Source organism: Phocaeicola massiliensis B84634 = Timone 84634 = DSM 17679 = JCM 13223 (assembly GCF_000382445.1).
GTDB lineage: Bacteria > Bacteroidota > Bacteroidia > Bacteroidales > Bacteroidaceae > Phocaeicola > Phocaeicola massiliensis.
The window spans coordinates 2,240,129-2,260,781 of the sequence record NZ_KB905472.1; the positions used below are offsets into that span (position 1 = coordinate 2,240,129).

Consider the following 20,653-nt stretch of genomic DNA (forward strand, 5'->3'; position numbering starts at 1 on the left):
CTATCAAAAACACGTATATGTCAAATGCATATAAAATAATACATTATTTCATTTCCGGCGCATCCAGCCGAGAAATAAAAGAAAAAGTATGGAAATGGCTTATTGATTCACACGGACAACCGGAGAAAGAAGCCGCATTAAAACAAGTGTGGGATGAATCCAGCTACAAAGCAGATCAAAGCACTGCTGAGTCTTATCGTAACTTCTGCCGCAAAGCTGCCTTAGTGCCTCCTTCCAAGATAACTCATAACCGTTTCTATAGAATTATACGGGCGGCTGTCGTCCTGCTTATTCCATTATTTTCCATGCTAGCTGCTTATCTATACACAGATACCTATACCAAGAACATAGAACAAGTAGAATATCTGGTACCTCAAGGCAAAAAACATGAAATTATATTGCCCGACGGTTCGCATGTTTACTTAAATGCCGGAACACTATTAGTTTACCCTAAGAAATTCATCGGCAAAATGCGTACAGTATATCTAATGGGAGAAGGGAATTTTCATGTGAAGAAAGACCAAAAACATCCTTTTATTGTAAAGACGTCCTCACTAAAGATTAAAGTACTTGGCACAAAATTCAATGTATGCGCTTACGGAAATGAAGACAAGACCGTAACGACTTTGGAATCAGGATCGGTCATGATTCAAAAACCTACAGAAGAACCAATCACTGTTCTCTCTCCCAACGAACAACTAGAATATCACAATACAACAGGAGAGTTTCAAAAGAGAAAAATTGATGCTTCCATTTATTCAGGATGGACCAAAGGAGAGTTGAATTTTGTATCCCAATCCTTAAAAGAAATCGTCAAATCATTAGAACGGACTTATAATGTCCACATATTACTTCCACCGACATTGAATACAACAGACCTATATACAATAAAATTCAAGCATCAAAGTAGTATCAATGATGTACTGAACATTATCACAAAAACCATAGGCAATCTGTCATACACAATAGAAGATGATAATATCATATTAGAATATTTACCTAAAAAGAAAGGAGGAAAATAAAAAGAAAAAGGAACCGGAAAATAGCGAGTAATCCGGTTCCCGAAATCAATCAAAATCACTTCATTTAAACATTTCAAGACACTTAAATTTAGTATTAATGATTAATTCACAAAATTATGAAATTTAGAAACTTATCGTGGCTAAACACACCCGTAAAAATTCATAAATTTTATGTATTGCTGTTGGCTTTATGTTTTTATAACATTGCATTCGGACAAAATCAACCTGTAACGGTATCAGTAAAAAACCAACCGCTACTAAAAGTTTTTGAAAGTATTGAAAAACAAACCAAACTCAGCATCGCATACAATCAAACAAAGTTGAATGTCAATCAAAAAGTAACGGTTGATTTCAAAAACGAAAGTACGGCAACTGTTTTGAATGCAGTTCTTAAAAATACCGGATTCTCTTATAGAACCGAGGGGGGACATATTATCATCATTCCCCAACCCGCTTCTGTTACAAACGGAAAACAGGAAAATTCCGCTCCTAAGAAAAAAATTCAAGGAATCATTACCGATACCAAAGGTGAAGCATTAATTGGAGCTAACGTTCAAGTAATCGGCAGCCAATTGGCCACCATAACCGATGTAAATGGAAATTTCTCTATGGAAGTGCCTGAAAACGGACAATTATCTGTTTCGTATATAGGTTATCAACCAATAGAAATCAGCCTTAAAAATAAGTCAACCTTCCATATCCAATTGAAAGAAGATACCCAATTAATGGACGAGGTAGTAGTTATCGGTTTCGGAACCCAGAAGAAAGTAAATATGACCGGTGCGGTGAGTGCCGTCAATATGAAAGAGTCTTTGGGAGACCGCCCTATATCCAATATAACCGCTGCCTTACAGGGGGTAGTCCCCGGCCTGAAAATTGAAGCAACAACAGGTACTCCGGGCGAAGACATGTCCTATAATATCCGCGGTACGACCTCTATCAACGGCGGTTCTCCACTCGTCTTGGTAAACAACGTTCCAATGGACATAAATATGATTGATCCTCAAGATATTGAGTCCGTTTCTATTTTGAAAGATGCAGCCTCTGCCGCTATCTACGGAGCCCGTGCTGCCTTTGGCGTCATATTGATTACCACTAAACAAGGAAAAAAAGACACCAGACCTCAATTCAATTACAATAACAATTTCTCTTTCTCTACCGCACTAGAGCTACCCCAAAAGGCCAGTCCGTTAGAATCGGTGTTGGCATATAAAAAGATGGGATGGGAAAACGATACATATGTGGACGGAAAGAATATCACCCAATGGGAAAAATACATCACGGACTATAATGCAAACCCTGCCAAATATCCGAACGGATATATCTATGATGAACAGGGAAATTTATTCCTGATGCGTGAAAATGATATGTTTGATGATATGATGGACAATTTTGGCTTCATGCAGAACCACAGTTTTTCTGTCTCCGGCGGCAGCGAAAGAACAAGTTACCGTATGGGACTCGGCTATACCGGTGAAGATGGCATACTTATCACAGACAAGGACAAATTCAACCGTGTCAATTTCTCCAGCTTTATCAGTGTGGATGTAAACAAATGGCTTACCACACAGCTTGACGTCCGTTATGCCAATTCCAATCAGTACAAAGTGGAACAAGGTGGTAGAAACGGTGTGTGGGGAAGCGCTATGGCATTGCCATCATATCAAAATATTTCGCCTTATGAAGTCGACGGTATCACCTATCCTGCCGAAACTTCAGCTACTTATGTACGGTATGGTGAACCGCGTAATATCAAAAAAACCGATATGCGTGTATTAGGACGTGTCATTATATCCCCTCTTAAAGGTCTAAAGATTACAGGTGAGTATACTTACAACCGGACTACGAAATACAATAAATTTTATGCAAACAAATATCAGTACGTAGGATTTAATTTCACCGGCATCTTGAACAGTGTAGAAAACACCAGATATGCACTGACTCAGGATTTTACAAACTATAATGCCATCAATATCTTTGCTAATTACGATTTCTCGATAGGGAAACACAATATAAGCGTAATGGGCGGATTCAATCAGGAAGAAAGCCATTATGAATCCCAATGGTCGGAAAAGACTGACGTGTTGCTGAGCAATCTGCCCTCTTTGTCAGGTGCCACCGGCACGGCCTCCACTACCGATAAGTTTGAGGAATATGCCATCCGAGGAATGTTTTACCGCATCAGTTATAATTATAATGACAGATATATGTTCGAAGCTAACGGACGCTATGACGGAACATCTCGTTTCCCGAAAAACAATCGTTTCGGATTCTTCCCATCTTTCTCAGCCGGCTGGCGTATCTCGGAAGAAAACTTCATGAAGGGCAGTAAAGGAATTATTTCCAACTTGAAATTACGAGCTTCTTATGGTTCCATTGGCAATCAGATTTTATTAGACGGCAATGGCAACCCCATCAATTATCCATATATCCCGGACATGGCTCCTTACCTGAGTAACTGGCTGGTGGATGGGAAAAAGACTACCACTCTGAAAGCACCGCTCATGGTCAGCAGTTCTTTCTCTTGGGAAAAGGTATACACTTTGGACTTCGGCATTGATTTCGGACTTTTCAATAATCGTCTGAATGGTACTTTTGACTGGTATCGACGCGACACAAAAGACATGCTTGCTCCCGGCATGGATTTACCCTGGGTAGTCGGAGCCAGTGCTGCCAAACAAAATGCAGCCAATCTGAGAACCTATGGTTGGGAGCTGGAACTCAGCTGGCGCGACAGAATCAAAGACTGGAGTTACCATATCGGATTCAATCTTTACGATTCGCAAAGCGAAATTACCAAATATAACAATGAAACCAACTTGATAGGTGACAAAATCTATCGAAAAGGTATGAAACTGGGTGAAATATGGGGATATGTAACCGACCGTTTTTATACAGAAAATGATTTTAATGCTGACGGAACGTTGAAACAAGGTATTCCTATCCCTCATGGAGTTGGAAAAGTATATCCGGGCGATGTGTTATACAAGAACTTTGATGACGACCCCACAGAGATATACAGTGGAGCCGGAACAGCAGACAATCCGGGTGACCAACGAATTATTGGCAATTCTACTCCACGTTACCATTACGGTATCACTGCCGGAGTAGGTTGGAAAGGCTTTGAACTTACTGTTTTCCTACGCGGAGTGGGCAAACGCGACTACTGGCGTAGAGACCAGATAGCATGGCCCACAGGAAGTTGGGGAAGCTTGTTCAAAGAAACACTGGATTTCTGGTCGCCGGAAAATACGAATGCTTTCTATCCGCGCGTATACGCCAATAATGGGGTAAACACGGATAAAAACCATTGGGTACAAAGCAAGTATCTGGCAGATGCATCCTATCTGAAATTACAGAATATCACCCTGTCTTATACGTTACCCAAAGCATGGTGTACAAAAGTACATTTTGACCAGATTAAAGTTTTTGCTACAGGAGAAAACCTCTATACATGGGATCACCTTCCCGAAGGACTTGAAACAGATATGTTAACCAAAGGCGCTTGGGAATATCCTTTTATGAGAAAATTCTCTTTCGGTATTAATGTAACATTCTAAATCCAGATAAATTATGAAAAATTATACACTTATACTATGTATGTTTCTACTCTCCGGCTGTCTGAACAATGATTTTATGGAGAGGTATCCGTTGGGAAATCCTACAGCAGAAACAGCTTTTGTCTCTTACGACAATTTCAAGGCATACGCATGGGGACTGTATGAAACATTTCCCGCATTAGGATATGGCTCTGAGAATGCCACAGATGACATTTCCTACAATCAAACCCGAGAAACCAGTGAAACCGGTTGGATTAGAGGTATCGTTACTGTTCCTGATAAAAAAGAAAATACTTCATGGGAATATTACAGTTTCATCCGCCGCGTTAATTTAATGCTCGACCACATAGACGGTTCACAAATGACCGAAGCAGAAAAGGCCCATTGGCGCAGTGTAGGATATTTCTTCCGCAGCTACCGTTATTTTTCATTGTTATGCGACTATGGTGGTGTACCTTGGATTGACCATGTATTGAGTGACAGTGAAACTGACCTGATACAAGGACCGCGAGCATCCAGAGATGACATAGCCAAACATATCCTGGAAGATTTGCAATATGCCGAACAAAACATCAATGTGAACGGTGACGGAGAAAACAGCATAACCAAAGCCGTGGTACAAACTTTCATGTCACGCTTCTGTCTGTTTGAAGGCACATGGCGGAAATATCACGGTCTGAATGATGCAGAAACCTATTTAAAGGAATGCAAACGCGTATCTGCCGAAGTGCTCCACTCCTATCCGAATGTATGCGATAATTATGATGACTTATTCTGTTCATTGGACTTAAGCGGTGTACCGGGAATTATTTTGTATAAACCTTATTCCAATGCAGAAAACGTGGTTCACGCAGTCAGTATCGGAGGAACCACTGCCACTTCTTTCTATAACCCCACCCGTGACTTAGTGGACAGTTACCTGTGTAGCGATGGAAAACCGCGCTGGAACAGTCCTTTGTTCTTGAGTGACAAAGATATATATGAAGAGTTCAGCAATCGCGACCACCGCTTGTGGTTGCACGTCACCCCGCCTTATAACATTGACCGTTCCGAATCAACAACAGCTTGGGACAACAAATGGAAATTCACTGACAATCCGAAAGACAGAAGTTTCATTGACAGTTTGAACATCAGATTAGGAATAGGATATGGCAGCAGCAAGGAAAGACAAAAAACATTGCCGTTCCGTCAGGGTTTCAGCGGAGGTATTTTAGGCGCTGTTCCTCATTATGATTTCTATTTGAATAACCAGCCTTGGTACAAATCGGCTTTCGGATACAATAACTGGAAATATTTCTGCACTTATCTGGAAGTGGGAAGCGCACGTAATGAAGAAACCGATATGCCTATCTTCAGAGTGGAAGAAGTGATGCTGAACTACGCCGAAGCAATGTGCGAACTGGGAGAATTCACCCAGTCAGTTGCAGATCAAACCATCAACAAGTTGCGTCCTCGTGCTAATGTTGCTCCGATGAAAGTGTCCGAAATCAATGAGTCTTTCGATCCGAAACGTGACCTTGGCAATCCGGCTTACAGTGGCGATTATGCCGTCAATCCTCTGCTATGGGAAATACGCCGTGAAAGACGTATTGAACTATTTTCCGAAGGATTCCGGTTCAACGATTTAAGAAGATGGAAGAAATGTCACTATGCCATGAAGAAAAAACTGGGACAATATGTGCGTAAGGCAGACTTCCCGGCCGGAACAAATGTGACCATCGACGGTGGCGGAAACGAAGGTTATTTGGAGTTCCATCCGCAACCCACCCAGCTTTGGCCGGAATATTATTACCTCTATCCGATACCACGTCAGGAACGTGTTCTGAATCCTCAACTCGAGCAGAACCCGGGCTGGAATGACGGAGTAGGTAAATAAACCGTAAATATCAATTCCAAGAAAGGATGTGTCAAGATTTCAATTTTACTTTTGACACATCCTTCTCCAACAAAAGCAACAACTCAATCAGACTATTTATACCTATATATCCATATTACCTAAACAAACCTGTTATGATAAACAAATCATCCATTATCTTTTTGATATTACTCTTCTGCCGTGCACTGACCTGCCAGGGACAGGTGATTATCCCTTCCCCTCAACAGATAACTCTGACAAAAGGTTGTTTCAGTATAAAAGACAAGGGGGTGACAGTGTATGCAGAAGATTCAACAGCGACTTACCTATCCCTGCTTATTGACGAGGTAGTTCCCCACATTCAAATGTGCGATGCAAAAGAAAAAGCCGACTTGTGCTTCGTTCGCAATCCCGCTTGCCCGCCCGAAGGCTACACCCTGCACATCACACCCGACAATATAAAAATAGAAGCCGCCGACAATGCCGGATTTACTTACTCCGTGCAAACGTTGCGCCAGTGGGTACAAACGGGTCCCGACGGAGAAATCTTATTCCAATGTGTCGACATCGTGGATGCGCCGCGCATCAAATGGCGCAGCTTCATGCTCGACTCCGGCCGTCAATACCAATCACCAGCCACCATCAAGAAATACATCGACATGGCCTCACTCCTCAAGATGAATTATTTCCACTGGCATCTGACCGAAGGACTTGGCTGGCGTGTCGAAATCAAACAATATCCGTTGCTGACTCAAAAAGGAGCATACGCCGCCGTTGGGGAAGAACAACAGGGATTCTACAGCCAAGAAGAAATCAAAGCCCTTGTGGACTATGCCGCCGCACGCAATATCACGATTGTCCCCGAAATAGACATGCCCGGACATGCCGAAGCCGCACTCCACTCTTACCCGGAATTGGGGTGCTTCAACCGCCCTGTCGAAATTCCCAAACTCGGCTTTACTCCAAACATTTTTTGTGCAGGGAAAGAAAATACATTGCAATTCCTCAAAAACGTATTAGACGAAATATGCACCTTGTTCCCCTCGTCTTACATCCATCTGGGAGGAGATGAAGCTCCCAAAGACAATTGGAACAAATGCCCGGACTGTCAAAAAAGAATCACCGACTTGGGTCTGAAAAACAGCCATGACCTGCAACTGTGGTTTTCGGCACAAATGGCGGAATACTTGAAAAGCAAAGGAAAAAAAGCTATTTTTTGGGGAGATGTGGTTTATAATGACGGCTATCCGTTGCCCAACAACATCGTGATACAATGGTGGAACTATCGCGGACACAAAGATTTGGCACTCCGCAATGCCCTCCGCCATCATTATCCCGTCATTTGCAGTACCAACTACTACACCTATCTCAATTTTCCACTCACTCCCTGGAAAGGATATGAGCAGGCCCGCACCTTCGATTTAAAGGATGTCTATATGAACAATCCCTCCTACAAAGCCACACAAGAAAGCAATCCGCTCATCCGGGGAATGGGATGTGCGCTTTGGACTGATGACGGCGTGAAAGAATACATGATAGACCGCCGGCTGTTTCCACGCATCTTGGCACTGGCGGAACAAATGTGGCACAATGGGCCGTTAATGGATTTTGATGCCTTTTACCAACGTATCCTCCATAAAAAAAAGTGGTTTGAAAACAGAGGTTACGGCTTCGGACCGGCACTGACCGAAGAGACAGACAACAATTATAAATGGGAATAAAAGCTTACTATATCATGAAAAAGGCCAACTTCATATTAGGCATTACCGCACTAAGCGCGATGCCCGCTTTGGGACAAACGGCAAGCAGCCGCCCAAACATAATTTACATCTTGATGGACGACTTAGGATTCGGTGACATAGGCTGCTATGGACAAGAAAAAATAGAGACCCCCCATATCGACCAACTCCGGCAGGAAGGAATGCGCTTCACCCAGCACTACACCGGTTCGCCGGTATCTGCCCCGGCGCGGTGTGTCTTGATGACCGGCATGCATTCGGGACACGCACAGATACGCTACAACAACGAAATGGCCTATCGCGGTGCCACCAATGACCACGATTCCATGTTTGTCCACAAAGAACTGGAAGGACAATATCCGCTCAAGGCAAACACCATGACCATCGGGCGGATGATGCAGAACGCCGGCTACACCACCGGATGCTTCGGCAAGTGGGGACTGGGATTTCCCGACTCGGAAGGTACTCCCAACAAACAGGGATTCAACCAATTCTATGGCTACAACTGCCAGCGCCAGGCACACACTTATTACCCCGCTTTCCTTTACAAAAACGAAGAGCGTGTATATCTGAAAAACAAAGTCATTAACCCTCACCTTGCCCGACTGGGAAAAGATGAAGACCCCTACGACCCCCAAAACTATAAAAGATTCGAGCAGGAAGAATATGCCAACGACTTAATATTCGACGAGTTAATGTCCTTCGTGGATGAGAACAAGCAAAAGCCTTTCTTCCTGATGTGGACCACTCCCCTGCCTCACGTCTCACTTCAGGCACCCGAAAGATGGGTTCAGCATTATGTCAAGAAGTTTGGCGATGAAGAACCTTATACGGGAAAAGCCGGATACGGGATATGCCGCTATCCCCATGCCACTTATGCGGCCATGATTAGCTACTTCGACGAGCAAGTGGGCAAACTAATCCAAAAGTTAAAAGCAGAAAACCTGTATGACAACACCTTGATTATTTTTACTTCCGACAACGGCCCCACCTTTAATGGCGGCAGCGACTCGCCGTGGTTCAACAGCGGCGGCTGGTTCAAGTCCGAATATGGTTGGGGCAAATGCTTCCTGCACGAAGGCGGCATCCGCGTCCCGGCCGTCATGGTGTGGAAAGACAAAATCAAGCCCGGTTCGGAAACCGACCATATCTGTTGTTTTCAAGACGTCATGCCGACACTTGCCGAAATAATATCCGTCACTTGTCCGCCCACCGATGGCATCAGTTTCCTGCCTACCCTGCTCGGCAACAAAGCCGGACAAAAGGAACATGAGTATCTTTACTGGGAATATCCCGACCCGAAAATCGGCAATAAAGCCATCCGAATGGGTAAATGGAAAGGAATCATAACCAACATCAGGCAAGGAAACACCGAAATGCAACTCTATGATTTGGATGCAGATCTGCGCGAAGAGCACGACGTGGCAGCACAACATCCCGACATTGTTGCCAAGTTCAGACAGTTGATGGAAGAGTCTTCCACCCCCGACCCCAACAGAGTAGGACTATAAATTTACGACCATGAATACAGCTTTTCACTACATACTGCCTTTGGCATGCTTCTCCGGCTTGGCCGCCCACGCCGGAGGGCCAAAGCAAAATACGTCCAAGCCCAATGTCATCCTGATTTATGCAGACGACTTAGGATATGGCGACTTGGAATGTTATGGAGCCAAAAACATAGAAACTCCCCACGTAAACCGCCTTGCCTCCGAAGGAATCCGGTTTACGAATGCACATGCCACTGCCGCAACCTGCACGCCGTCTCGTTACTCCCTGCTCACGGGTGAATATGCCTGGCGCAAACCGGGAACGGACATAGCAGCCGGAAACGCGGGAATGATTATCCGTCCCGAACAATACACGATGGCAGATATATTCAAAAGTTCAGGCTATGCCACCGGTGCTTTCGGCAAATGGCATCTGGGACTGGGTGACAAAACCGCACAACAAGACTGGAATGCTCCCCTGCCTACGGCTCTTGGCGATTTAGGATTCGATTATTCTTATATCATGGCTGCCACCGCCGACCGTGTGCCCTGTGTCTTCATCGAAAACGGGCAGGTTGCCAACTATGACCCTTCCGCCCCGATAGAAGTCAGCTATACGCACAACTTCCCCGGTGAACCCACCGGAAAGGATAACCCGGAATTGCTATACAACCTGAAACCGAGCAACGGACACAACATGTCCATTGTGAACGGCATCAGCCGCATCGGTTTTATGAAAGGAGGAGGCAAAGCCTTGTGGAAAGACGAAAACATAGCCGACTCCATCACCGCCCATGCCGTCAGCTTCATTGAGCAGCACAAGGATGAGCCTTTTTTCATGTACTTTGCCACCAACGATGTGCATGTCCCCCGCTTCCCACACGACCGTTTCCGAGGAAAGAACCCGATGGGACTGCGCGGAGACGCCATCGCGCAATTCGACTGGACCGTCGGCCAACTGCTGGAGGCACTCGAACGGACCGGATTGGCAGAGAACACACTGATTATCCTGTCGAGCGACAACGGACCGGTAGTGGACGACGGTTATGACGACCAGGCAGAAAAGTTGCTGAACGGACATAAGCCAAGCGGCAACCTTCGAGGCGGAAAATACAGTGCCTTCGAAGGCGGAACACGCGTACCCGTCATCGTTCGTTGGCCCAAGATCATCAGGCAACCGGAAGTTTCGGACGCACTTATTTCACAAATAGATTGGGCGGCCTCTTTAGCTTCGCTGGTCGGGGCACGCCTTCCCAAAGGAAGTGTTCCCGACAGCCAAAACCGAATGAACACGTTGCTCGGAAAGGACAAGACAGACCGCCCGTGGGTAATAGAGCAAGCCTCCAACCATGCACTGTCCGTTCGGACCAAAAACTGGAAATATATCGAGCCCAGCAGCGGAGTACCATTCATGTATTGGGGGCCCAAAATAGAAACCGGTTATTTGGAAACGCCACAGCTATATAATATGGAACAAGCAGGGGAAAAAGAAAATCTGGCAACGCAGCACCCCGAAAAGGTCTTCGAACTGGAACAAATCCTAAGAGAAGTACGCAAAGAAAACAGATAAGGAATCATAACTCCACTCACAAAAGTCTCCAAACACTTTCCCAAAGATGTCACCATTATTTAGGAAAGTGTTTTTTCATTGCTCAGCAAAGCTACCTTCATCAAAAAATGTCAATCATTCTTTTTTATCAATTGATAGATATAGTAAATATTTTCCTTATTTTTGCATGACAAATCAGAAGATAAACGCATGAAATTTACATTATTAGTCGTAGGACGCACAGTCGAGAAACACTATATCACTGCCATCAATGATTATGTGGAACGTACCAAACATTTTATTTCCTTTGATATGGAGGTTATCCCCGAACTGAAGAACACGAAGAGCCTGAGCATGGAACAGCAAAAAGAAAAAGAAGGCGAACTCATATCGAAAGCATTACAGCCGGGGGATGTAGTGGTACTCCTGGACGAGCATGGAAAAGAATTTCGTTCTGTCGAGTTTGCCGACTGGATGGCAAGAAAAATGCATACGGTAAATAAAAGACTGGTCTTTATCATTGGCGGTCCTTATGGGTTCGCTCCGAAAATATATGATATAGCAAAAGAAAAGATATCACTGTCCAAGATGACCTTCTCTCACCAAATGATACGGCTCATTTTTGTGGAACAACTCTATCGGGCCATGACAATCTTGAACAACGGACCTTATCACCACGAATAAAGAAGCAAATTTATCAAACCTTAAAAATAATATCTATGGCTGAAAACAACACTCCATTAAATATAGAAAAAGTGGTTTCTTTTATCAAAGAAGACATTTTCTCCAAAGAGTATCATTGCCCGTATACAGACGCAGCAATTGTTTTGGAAACTCTCAGAAAGTTACATGAAGAGCATGATTTAAAATGGATTGAACAAGCAGCCCGATATTATGCTTTATATAGCCACAATCTCCTTCAAGACGAAGAAGAGGATCCTCAATATCATCAAACAGCCTACCGGCTATACACTTGGATAAGCGAAGGATCACGCTATCTGCAAACAGTCTACCCTGAACAGTTAGCTGCCAAACGAGAGGAGATGGAGCAATATATAGAAAGTTTACGTGCCAGACGCAATGCGCTGAACCTCATTAAAGACAAGCAGGCAGACTCTTTTATCCGTACAATGCTTTATAAATTGCAAGCAAGTGATTATCTGCTATACGCCTCTCATAAAATAGAAATGTTTCTCTATTTTCTGGCCTATGACAAATCCTTATTGAGAAAGCAATTACCCATAATTGCCGAAACAATCTATCTGCTAAAAAAGAATGGGGTGATAAGCGACAATCACAATGCTACCCTGCAAAACATATTGAAACTGGAAATAGAACAATATGAAATTATTATTTCGGAACTTTGGTATACGAATGCACAATGTGTATTACAAACAAAGATAGAGGAAGCAATCCATCTCATTGTTTTATCATTGCTCAGCAATAAAGTACCTTTCGAAGAAACCGATAATACCAGAATCCTATCAGCACGCATATACAGATACCTGTCAAGACTGGACACTCCCTTTAGTTCTCAGCTGAAAAACAAAGCATACACGATGCTCACCGGTGAAAGCTCTTTGGAAAAAAGACTTGACTGGGAACACCTGTTAAACTTCGAGCTGAACCGATTTATAGCTCAAATGGTAAATATACGCATTGACGAGCTTAATATGCCTGCCGAACCGCAAGATAACAAATGGAAACAATATAGCAATGGACATAATACACTGACGCTCGACAAAGACGGATTTACACTCAGTACCCTGTTTCCACATAGCGCACATACATGGAAAGGCAGAAAAGAAAGAGCTGCGTTGATGGAAAACAGAGTTTTTATTGCCTTATTCAGTAAACCTACTTACCTATTCAATAATTGTAAAAGCATTGCCGAACTGCAACTTTACTGGCATCAACTGACGGAAGACTATCCTTTATATGAGTGTAACCAACCGGAGTCTCTTCAAAATAGTTCTATCTTGGAAACTTCTTTCACAGAAACCAAAGATAGCAATACAAAATATCCTTCTGCAAATGAAGAAATTACCATTGGAATTATCGGACCGGACCGCACCAGGCAATATCTGGAAGGAGTCATACTGGATGAACAATACCGAGGAGTGAAGGCTATTCTTCCATTAACACAAATCAATGCCTGTTACTTTTGTATTGAGAACTTTGAAAACTACTTCTCAAGTAATGATACTTATAAAGTAAAAGTATTAAGCAGCAGTAATGAAGGAGTCAGGGTTTCACTGGCATCGCGCTACAATGAATTTGTATATGCGGAAAATGTAAAAAGAAAAAAAATACCGGCTATGATTGCCGATTGTGAAGGGAATAAAATCAAATGGCTTCTTATTACAGGAGCTACTTCTACCACCCCTATCAATAGATGGATTAAACCCCGGGTAGGAGATATATACCAGGTAGAATTTCCGGATAACAACACTTTTCTAAACAATAATATCAATATAGGAAAAGTAAAAGCTGATATCTCTGCGGAAGCGTTCTACCAAGAAGTACACACTCACCTACAGGAGTTTTTCACCCATCTGAGAGAATATCAGAACAACACCCTTGAACGGCAAATTAAAGAACAGACACTGAAACTAAAGAATAACCCTTTTGTTAATGCTCTGCAAAAGATAGATATACAATCTGTTCTCAGCTCGGATGTAGCGGAAACTTACATAATGGAAGAGGAGCAAGAAACGGAAGAAAAAACAAAGAAGTCAGGAAAAGCAGAAAATAAGACATGGCCGATTAACGAAGAAGTTGCCAAAGAGTTGATTTTCTGTCTCGACCAACTATCCAAAGAGTTAAATGAGCCCAATGAGCAATTTAATGCTTATAACTTTCTGCGACTGTTGTGTCTCTTCTCCGGTGAAAAAGAAAAAGCCACTTATTATGGACTGTGTGCCGAATACATTTATAATATTAACCAAATAGCTATCCTGCCATCCGGCGAACGTTTTTCGCATGACAATATTCAGCGATTCAATATTCTATTGGCACGTATGGAACAATTAGGCATCAAACAATATGGAATTACGTTTGAATTCTGTCAAAAAATTGTCCATATTCTCTCTTTAATGGCAGATAATAACACCGACCGTCTGAAACAGCTTATGCAAAGTGAAGACCTGACTATTGCCGAACTGGCTCGCTATTTTTGCATGAGTACACTCCTTTCCAAAGAAGATACCGAACTGCAACATATCATCTACAAAAACATCAATTCCCTACTTGGTATCAAGGAACAGAAAAAAGAAGAAGCTCCTTCCATCCCTGTTTATTTCGGACACGAAGGAGTAGAGCGCGAATTTAAATCATCGGCATTTGGTCACGCCAAAAAAGATGCCCGCGAAGATCAAAGTATGGTGTTGGCTCGTGTTATCGCTTCATTTATGAATACCGATGGAGGTACTCTTTATATCGGTGTAAACGATAAAGGATATCTTACAGGAATCCAAGAAGACCTGAAGCTGGTACACAACGACTGCGATATCTATCTGCGCACAGTAAACCATAATATTATCTGCTTATTGGGTGAAGGGAAAGAAGATTATAACCGCTATCAGGAATACATACGTTGCAACTTTCAAGAATACGGCAAAGAACGCATTGTGCTGGCTTTCCGTGTAGCACCCATCAACGAGGTAGTAAAAGTCAGCGGTAAGATTTATACCCGTTCGGGAAGTTCGTGCATCTGCAAACCGGAACAAAATATCCATGAATTCATAGCAGCACGACGTAATCTGAAATTAGACTCTGTAGCTCGGAAACCGGAATTTCCAACCCTGTTCTCTGCCGAAAGAAACGAATATATCTTTGACGAGTCTGCTCCGGTAACAGCTACTCCGGATATCACTGAGAACAATTCCCATGAGAGCATTTCACTTTCTCTTTTTGACAATCCGCAAGAAGAGAGTATAAATGCGCCCGGCCCAGTCATTGCAGTCCCCACTCCAAAGAAGAAAAAGGCTACTTTCAATATTCAGACATCAGTCTTACGTCCCAACCCTCTACAAAAGAAAACGGAACTGGGCTATAACAGTAATTTCCAATTCATATCATTCTTCAATAATGGCAAAATAGCCGGTTCCACCAGTCCCAAAATCGGAATATGGGGAGAAGATAGTGGAAAAGTAATCTGTTCGTATGATACAGAAGGAGATGAAGAGCTATTGGTCAGTGTCTTTAAAACAGGAGAAATCGGCATTTCCAACTTAAAGAAAGGCTTTTCACAACTTAATTCTCCTATCGTCTTTGTCGATAATGTCAATGAATTGTTCTTTTGCAGCCCGGCATCAAAAGACAAATTCCTGCTTTTGATAGCCGAAAAAGACGGAGTCAAACGCTATCGCATTATCCGCCTAAGTGATTTTGACAAGCCTTTGGGAATACAACCCAAACTATATACCCTCTTGGTACCGGATAAAGGAAACTATATATTTGCTGAGATATTGGACAAAAATATAATGGGAAAAATAGAAGATGACAAGATAACGCTCAATAGTTTTGACCAATACAATGCCGGACACTACTGGGAACATACCTCTTATAAAAATGGTTTGGATACCATTAGCAAATTATGCAACCTTCCCTACTAAAAGGGAAAGGTTGCATAACCTTTATTTTTTTCCTATTTCAAAATCTACACATACCGGTAAGTGATCGCTAAAACCACCATGATATTTCCTCCCCCAATAAGTACGGAAAGGAATGTCACCGCCGTATTTTTCGTCTTCTTCCAATAAGAATGGGAATCTCACGATCTGTGCTTTGTCGTAAGAAGTCCGAATACCGGCATGTCCCTGCAACAGGAAACCGGACACAATCAATTGGTCAAGTATTCCCCACTCACCACGGTAACGGTAAGTTCCGTCTTTACGTCCATCCATCAGATTGTATAACTTCGTAGCCTGCACTTCTCCTTTCGGAGCTACGGCACCCAGTACTTTAGCTATCGAATTATTGGTAGGATAATCATTGAAATCACCCATAATCAAAATATTGGGATGCCGGCGGACGTTCATCAGGGAATCAACCGAAGCATGCAGTATCTGTGCGGTGAACAAACGATAAGGTTCACTCTTTTCCTCACCCCCGGAACGTGAGGGCATATGACATACAAATACATCCAATGTATCGCCCGACAACACCTGCCCTGTCACATGAAGAATGTCACGGGTAGGCGTCCTGTCAATCTCTTCGTTCGGAATACGAATGGAGTTTTTGCCAAGCAATTTAAAGCTTCCACGCTGATAAAGCAATGCCACATCAATGCCACGCTGATCGGGAGAGTCGGTCATGACATACCGATAACCGGCTTCACGCAAAGGCGAATATTCAGTAAGGTCTTTCATGCAATGGTCATTTTCCACCTCGCACAGACCAACCAAATCCGGCACATCCTTCACACCTGTCGCTACAATCACTTTGGCTATCTTTGCCAGTTTATCATTGTATCTTGCCCGAGTCCATCCTTTGGGAGCATCAGGTAAAAACTCATAATCGTTTTTTAATGTGTCATGCTGACAATCGAACAAGTTTTCCACATTGTAAAACATGACTCTGAAAGGTTCTTGAGCATAAGCAACCCCGACCAAACAGCATACGCATAGAAATAGGATGATTTTCCTCATGTCTTATTTATTAGAATTATTTTTCGGGTACATGTACCAACACATCCAGCAAATGACGCCAGAATTTGTCTACCGTCGGTATCAGCATACGTTCATCCGGTGAATGAACTCCACGCAAAGTCGGTCCGAAAGAAACCATATCCAACGAAGGATATTTCTCCAGGAACAAACCGCATTCCAGTCCGGCATGAATAGCTTTTACTTTCGGCTCCACACCAAACAATTTCTTATAGCTGTCTACAGCAACTTTCAGAATAGGTGAAGACGGATTAGGTTTCCAGCCCGGATATCCCTCACCTGTAGTCACTTCAGCACCACCCAGCATAAAAGCAGAACGAATCATTTCCGACATATCCTTGCGAGAGGACAAAATAGCACTTCGCTGGCTTGTCACAATCTTTATCTTTCTGTCTGCCTGCTTGACAGAAGCCAGATTAGAAGATGTCTCCACCAGTCCCGGAATATCCTGGCTCATCGCATACACGCCGTTATGAACAGCATAAACCGCTTTCAGCAGACGACCGGCGGTTACCATATCAATAGCCTCCTTACAGGGAGCTTCGGAAGACAGCTCGGTTTTCAGATTAGGTTCGGTCACTGCAAATTCATTCTCTATCTCAGCCGTATAAATATTTAAATCCACACGCACCGACTCTTTATCCTTCATCGGAACCGCACAAAGTGCCCGTGCTTCACGCGGAATGGCATTGTGAAGATTTCCTCCGTCTATTTCACACAAATACATCGGATATTTAGCAGCCAGCTGAGTCAGGAAGCGAACCAATAATTTATTGGCATTGGCTCTTCCCTTATTTATATCATCACCGGAATGGCCACCGGTCAAGCCCTTTACTGCTACACTAAAATAAAAATAATCTTGTGGTGCAGGAACCGGCTGATAAGCAAATTCAGCCGTCGTGTTAGCTCCTCCGGCACAACCGATAAACAATTCACCTTCGTCTTCCGAGTCAAGATTAATGAGAATATCTCCACTCATAAATCCTTCTTTCAACGCAAATGCACCCGTCAATCCGGTTTCTTCATCTACTGTAAAAAGACATTCCAACGGTCCGTGCTCAATATCGTCAGATGCCAATATAGCCAACTCGGTAGCTACCCCTATTCCATTGTCAGCACCTAAAGTCGTACCTTTTGCCTTCAACCATTCTCCGTCAATCACAGTTTCAATCGGATCGGTCAGGAAGTCGTGCTCCACATCGCTGTTCTTTTCACAAACCATATCTATATGTGATTGCAGAATCACCGTCTTCAGATTCTCTCTACCCGGAGTTGCCGGCTTCTTAATCAACACATTTCCGGCTTCATCCGTCTTGGTTTCCAAACCGTGTTTCTCACCAAATGCTTTTAAATAAGCAATTATTTTCTCTTCCCTTTTAGAGGGACGGGGTACCTGGCATATTTCTTCAAAATAATGAAAAACAGAGGCCGGTTTCAAATCCTTTTTATCCATATCTATAATTGGTATTAGTGCAAAATCTAATTGTAGTTTTGCAAAAATTAGTTAAATCAATATATTTAACCGACTCCTTCCTCTTTTTTAATGGAAAAAGAGAAAGCTAAGTCACTTCAAAAGTCTATATTTGCTCTGCAAATGTAGAGTTCTGTTCGGAAATGCTCAAATAAATTTGGCATTTCGCTCACCTTACACTAACTTTGCACCACAAAAATAATAGAAATGCTTGATACTCTCTTTATAACAGTGTTAATAGTTGCTATATGTATAGCATTATTATGTATAGGAATCTTCATAAAAGGAAAGTTCCCCAATACACATGTCAGTGGTAATAAAGCACTTCGGAAGAAAGGAATCGGATGTGTACAGTCACAAGACCGTGAAGCACAGAAAATAAATAAAAGAGCGATTCCCGAAGTAGAAAAACAAGGCAAAGAAGAAAAATAACTAATAAAAACATACGTAAAAAAAGATTATGAAAAGAACAAATTTCATCCTGAATGGATTTTTAGCGTTGGCCACCGTGCTGGTATTTGCACAATGTACCGACAAAAACAACAATGCTTCTACTACTTCTAATGTTGCTCCCGTTGCGGGTGTTGCCGGTTCTTCCAACATGAAGATTGCTTACGTAGAAATCGATTCACTGCTCACCAAATATAATTTTTGGAACGACTTGAATGAAGCCATGATAAGCAAGGAAGAAAACATCCGTACTACCTTGAATGAAAAAGGTAAAAAACTGGAAGCCGAAGCCAGAGAATTTGAACGTAAACTTCAAAACGGAGGTTTTGCAAGCCGTGAACGTGCAGAACAGGAACAGATGCGTTTAATGAAACAGCAGCAGGATTTGCAGGCTTTGCAACAGAAATTGAGTGCAGAACTTGCAGATGAGAACCAAAAGAACAGCTTACAATTGCGTGACTCTATCAACTCATTCCTGAAAATATATAACCAAAACAAAGGTTACGATTTGATTATCAGCAATACCGGCTTTGACAACTTGCTATATGCAAACCCTGCATACAACATTACTCAGGAAATCATTGACGGATTGAACGCACGTTATACTTCGTCTACAACAAAGAAATAAATCGGGAATATCCCAATCAAAAAAAATAAGAATCCGAAATGGTCAGGCTGTTTCGGATTCTTATTTTTTTAGCCTGTCATTCAACAAAAAGCTTTCTACAGGCGTTTATTATATAAAAGTATAATCGGCAAAACGAAATGCGAGCGGTATAAAAAACGAAATGCGATAATCAGGGTATAAAACGAAATGTGAAAAAATTATCGCACACGCACGATATAAAAAGGCTTTCAAACGTCATTTGAATGGTGTTTGAAAGCCTTTAAAATTATGCATTTTCACATAAAAAATACGTTCCAATATTTGTGCAATTCATTAGAAATGACTATCTTTATACAGTATTTAGGAGGCATCTGTTGCATCAACATCGCTGCTGTCTTTGTAATCAAACAAAGTTCGCTGCGGGTGTTCTTCATAATTGCATACCATCCATTCCTCCTGCTTTCTTCGGCTCGTCTTTGATGCGCTGATGGTTCTTTCTACCCGGTGGATTATCCATCCGTTTTTGTTTGCGTATTCCTCTATCATTGGCAGGGGAAACATTGTCAGCATGAACTTACCTTTCACCTGCTCCAAAAGCTGCAGGAGCTTCTCCATGCAATACTCATCAAATGTACCCTCGTAATGGCCGCAATCACTGTTTATATACGGCGGATCCACAAAATGAAACGTATCGGGCGAGTCATAAGTGGAGATGACATCCAGCGCATCCCGGTTCTCTATGGTCACGTTATCAAGCCGGGCGCATAGCCATTCCGTGAACTCATCCTTTGCGTTACGCAGTTTTTTCGGCATTCCACCACCAAAGTCATAGCCGAACGAACCGTCCATCATGCTGGCAAAGGACATTTTACACAACGCCCAAACAGCCCACGCCCGCTGTACCGGCTGAAAGAATTGAGGATACTGCAGGATATGTCCGGCATGGGCGTGCATATCCCGGCTGTGCAAAGTCTTTTCAATCTCCTGTTTCAGGTCACGATAATAGACTTTAGCCATCCAATAGAAGTTCGTTATATCCATGCTAATATCGTTTATAACCTCGCCATCAGCCGGACGCTTGGCAAACAATACTGCAGCACCGCCGCAGAAAGCCTCTGTATAAAGTTTATGACTTGGGATCAGAGGCAGAATATGTTTAAGGAGGGTTTGCTTGCCTCCGTAGTAAGAAATAGGCGTTTTCATTACTCTATTTTTTTAATTGTTACTATCTTTGTGGCCTC

The 20,653-nt window shown here is 42.8% G+C and carries 13 protein-coding genes; 10 read left to right on the forward strand and 3 right to left on the reverse strand.

The genetic code is table 11. The features are described 5' to 3' along the window. Positions 1-17 precede the first annotated feature (17 nt). The 8 genes from HMPREF1534_RS09605 to HMPREF1534_RS09570 all read left to right on the forward strand — a co-directional run bounded on the left by HMPREF1534_RS09605 (position 18) and on the right by HMPREF1534_RS09570 (position 15,831). Positions 18-1,022 carry a FecR family protein gene (locus tag HMPREF1534_RS09605; RefSeq protein WP_005940274.1) on the forward strand — a complete coding sequence of 335 codons (1,005 nt, stop codon included), beginning with the start codon at positions 18-20 and terminating at the stop codon, positions 1,020-1,022. Between the two features lie 116 nt (positions 1,023-1,138). Beyond that, positions 1,139-4,582, forward strand: a complete 3,444-nt coding sequence (locus tag HMPREF1534_RS09600) for a TonB-dependent receptor (protein WP_005940277.1) — start codon at positions 1,139-1,141, stop codon at positions 4,580-4,582. Positions 4,583-4,595: 13 nt separating this feature from the next. Next, positions 4,596-6,458: a RagB/SusD family nutrient uptake outer membrane protein gene (locus HMPREF1534_RS09595; protein ID WP_005940280.1), complete on the forward strand. Its 1,863-nt coding sequence runs from the start codon at positions 4,596-4,598 to the stop codon at positions 6,456-6,458. 134 nt (positions 6,459-6,592) lie between these two features. Next, entirely contained in the window at positions 6,593-8,158 is a 1,566-nt protein-coding gene (locus tag HMPREF1534_RS09590) for a beta-N-acetylhexosaminidase (protein ID WP_005940283.1), read from the forward strand. Positions 8,159-8,217: 59 nt separating this feature from the next. Next, complete coding sequence (locus HMPREF1534_RS09585; protein WP_372588035.1) at positions 8,218-9,687, forward strand: arylsulfatase; 1,470 nt, start codon at positions 8,218-8,220, stop codon at positions 9,685-9,687. A 10-nt stretch (positions 9,688-9,697) separates the two neighbouring features. Further along, complete coding sequence (locus tag HMPREF1534_RS09580) at positions 9,698-11,236, forward strand: sulfatase family protein (RefSeq protein ID WP_005940288.1); 1,539 nt, start codon at positions 9,698-9,700, stop codon at positions 11,234-11,236. 189 nt (positions 11,237-11,425) lie between these two features. Continuing rightward, positions 11,426-11,899 carry a 23S rRNA (pseudouridine(1915)-N(3))-methyltransferase RlmH gene (gene rlmH, locus HMPREF1534_RS09575; RefSeq protein ID WP_018452414.1) on the forward strand — a complete coding sequence of 158 codons (474 nt, stop codon included), beginning with the start codon at positions 11,426-11,428 and terminating at the stop codon, positions 11,897-11,899. A 35-nt stretch (positions 11,900-11,934) separates the two neighbouring features. Then, positions 11,935-15,831 (forward strand): AlbA family DNA-binding domain-containing protein, encoded by a 3,897-nt coding sequence (locus HMPREF1534_RS09570; protein ID WP_005940295.1) that lies wholly within the window; start codon positions 11,935-11,937, stop codon positions 15,829-15,831. Positions 15,832-15,852: 21 nt separating this feature from the next. Here the strand turns inward: HMPREF1534_RS09570 and HMPREF1534_RS09565 are convergent, their stop codons facing one another. Together HMPREF1534_RS09565 and HMPREF1534_RS09560 are read right to left on the reverse strand one after the other, a co-directional pair. Then, positions 15,853-16,866, reverse strand: a complete 1,014-nt coding sequence (locus HMPREF1534_RS09565) for an endonuclease/exonuclease/phosphatase family protein (RefSeq protein WP_005940297.1) — start codon at positions 16,864-16,866, stop codon at positions 15,853-15,855. Between the two features lie 16 nt (positions 16,867-16,882). Then, complete coding sequence (locus tag HMPREF1534_RS09560; protein WP_005940300.1) at positions 16,883-18,337, reverse strand: aminoacyl-histidine dipeptidase; 1,455 nt, start codon at positions 18,335-18,337, stop codon at positions 16,883-16,885. Between the two features lie 225 nt (positions 18,338-18,562). On the opposite strand from HMPREF1534_RS09560, the gene HMPREF1534_RS09555 reads away from it, so the two are divergent. Together HMPREF1534_RS09555 and HMPREF1534_RS09550 are read left to right on the forward strand one after the other, a co-directional pair. Then, positions 18,563-18,787: a hypothetical protein gene (locus HMPREF1534_RS09555; protein ID WP_005940303.1), complete on the forward strand. Its 225-nt coding sequence runs from the start codon at positions 18,563-18,565 to the stop codon at positions 18,785-18,787. A gap of 28 nt (positions 18,788-18,815) precedes the next feature. After that, positions 18,816-19,433 carry an OmpH/Skp family outer membrane protein gene (locus tag HMPREF1534_RS09550; protein ID WP_005940306.1) on the forward strand — a complete coding sequence of 206 codons (618 nt, stop codon included), beginning with the start codon at positions 18,816-18,818 and terminating at the stop codon, positions 19,431-19,433. Between the two features lie 339 nt (positions 19,434-19,772). On the opposite strand, the gene HMPREF1534_RS09545 is transcribed toward HMPREF1534_RS09550, so the two are convergent. Then, positions 19,773-20,615: a DNA adenine methylase gene (locus tag HMPREF1534_RS09545; RefSeq protein WP_005940309.1), complete on the reverse strand. Its 843-nt coding sequence runs from the start codon at positions 20,613-20,615 to the stop codon at positions 19,773-19,775. Positions 20,616-20,653: the final 38 nt, after the last annotated feature.

Excerpts from the sequence above, each read along its gene's own strand:
- HMPREF1534_RS09580 (WP_005940288.1), top strand. The coding sequence starts at position 9,698 with ATGAATACAGCTTTTCACTACATACTGCCTTTGGCATGCTTCTCCGGC.
- HMPREF1534_RS09565 (WP_005940297.1), bottom strand. The coding sequence starts at position 16,866 with ATGAGGAAAATCATCCTATTTCTATGCGTATGCTGTTTGGTCGGGGTT.
- HMPREF1534_RS09560 (WP_005940300.1), bottom strand. The coding sequence starts at position 18,337 with ATGGATAAAAAGGATTTGAAACCGGCCTCTGTTTTTCATTATTTTGAA.
- HMPREF1534_RS09570 (WP_005940295.1), top strand. The coding sequence starts at position 11,935 with ATGGCTGAAAACAACACTCCATTAAATATAGAAAAAGTGGTTTCTTTT.
- rlmH (WP_018452414.1), top strand. The coding sequence starts at position 11,426 with ATGAAATTTACATTATTAGTCGTAGGACGCACAGTCGAGAAACACTAT.
- HMPREF1534_RS09600 (WP_005940277.1), top strand. The coding sequence starts at position 1,139 with ATGAAATTTAGAAACTTATCGTGGCTAAACACACCCGTAAAAATTCAT.
- HMPREF1534_RS09605 (WP_005940274.1), top strand. The coding sequence starts at position 18 with ATGTCAAATGCATATAAAATAATACATTATTTCATTTCCGGCGCATCC.
- HMPREF1534_RS09590 (WP_005940283.1), top strand. The coding sequence starts at position 6,593 with ATGATAAACAAATCATCCATTATCTTTTTGATATTACTCTTCTGCCGT.
- HMPREF1534_RS09545 (WP_005940309.1), bottom strand. The coding sequence starts at position 20,615 with ATGAAAACGCCTATTTCTTACTACGGAGGCAAGCAAACCCTCCTTAAA.
- HMPREF1534_RS09555 (WP_005940303.1), top strand. The coding sequence starts at position 18,563 with ATGCTTGATACTCTCTTTATAACAGTGTTAATAGTTGCTATATGTATA.
- HMPREF1534_RS09550 (WP_005940306.1), top strand. The coding sequence starts at position 18,816 with ATGAAAAGAACAAATTTCATCCTGAATGGATTTTTAGCGTTGGCCACC.
- HMPREF1534_RS09595 (WP_005940280.1), top strand. The coding sequence starts at position 4,596 with ATGAAAAATTATACACTTATACTATGTATGTTTCTACTCTCCGGCTGT.
- HMPREF1534_RS09585 (WP_372588035.1), top strand. The coding sequence starts at position 8,218 with ATGCCCGCTTTGGGACAAACGGCAAGCAGCCGCCCAAACATAATTTAC.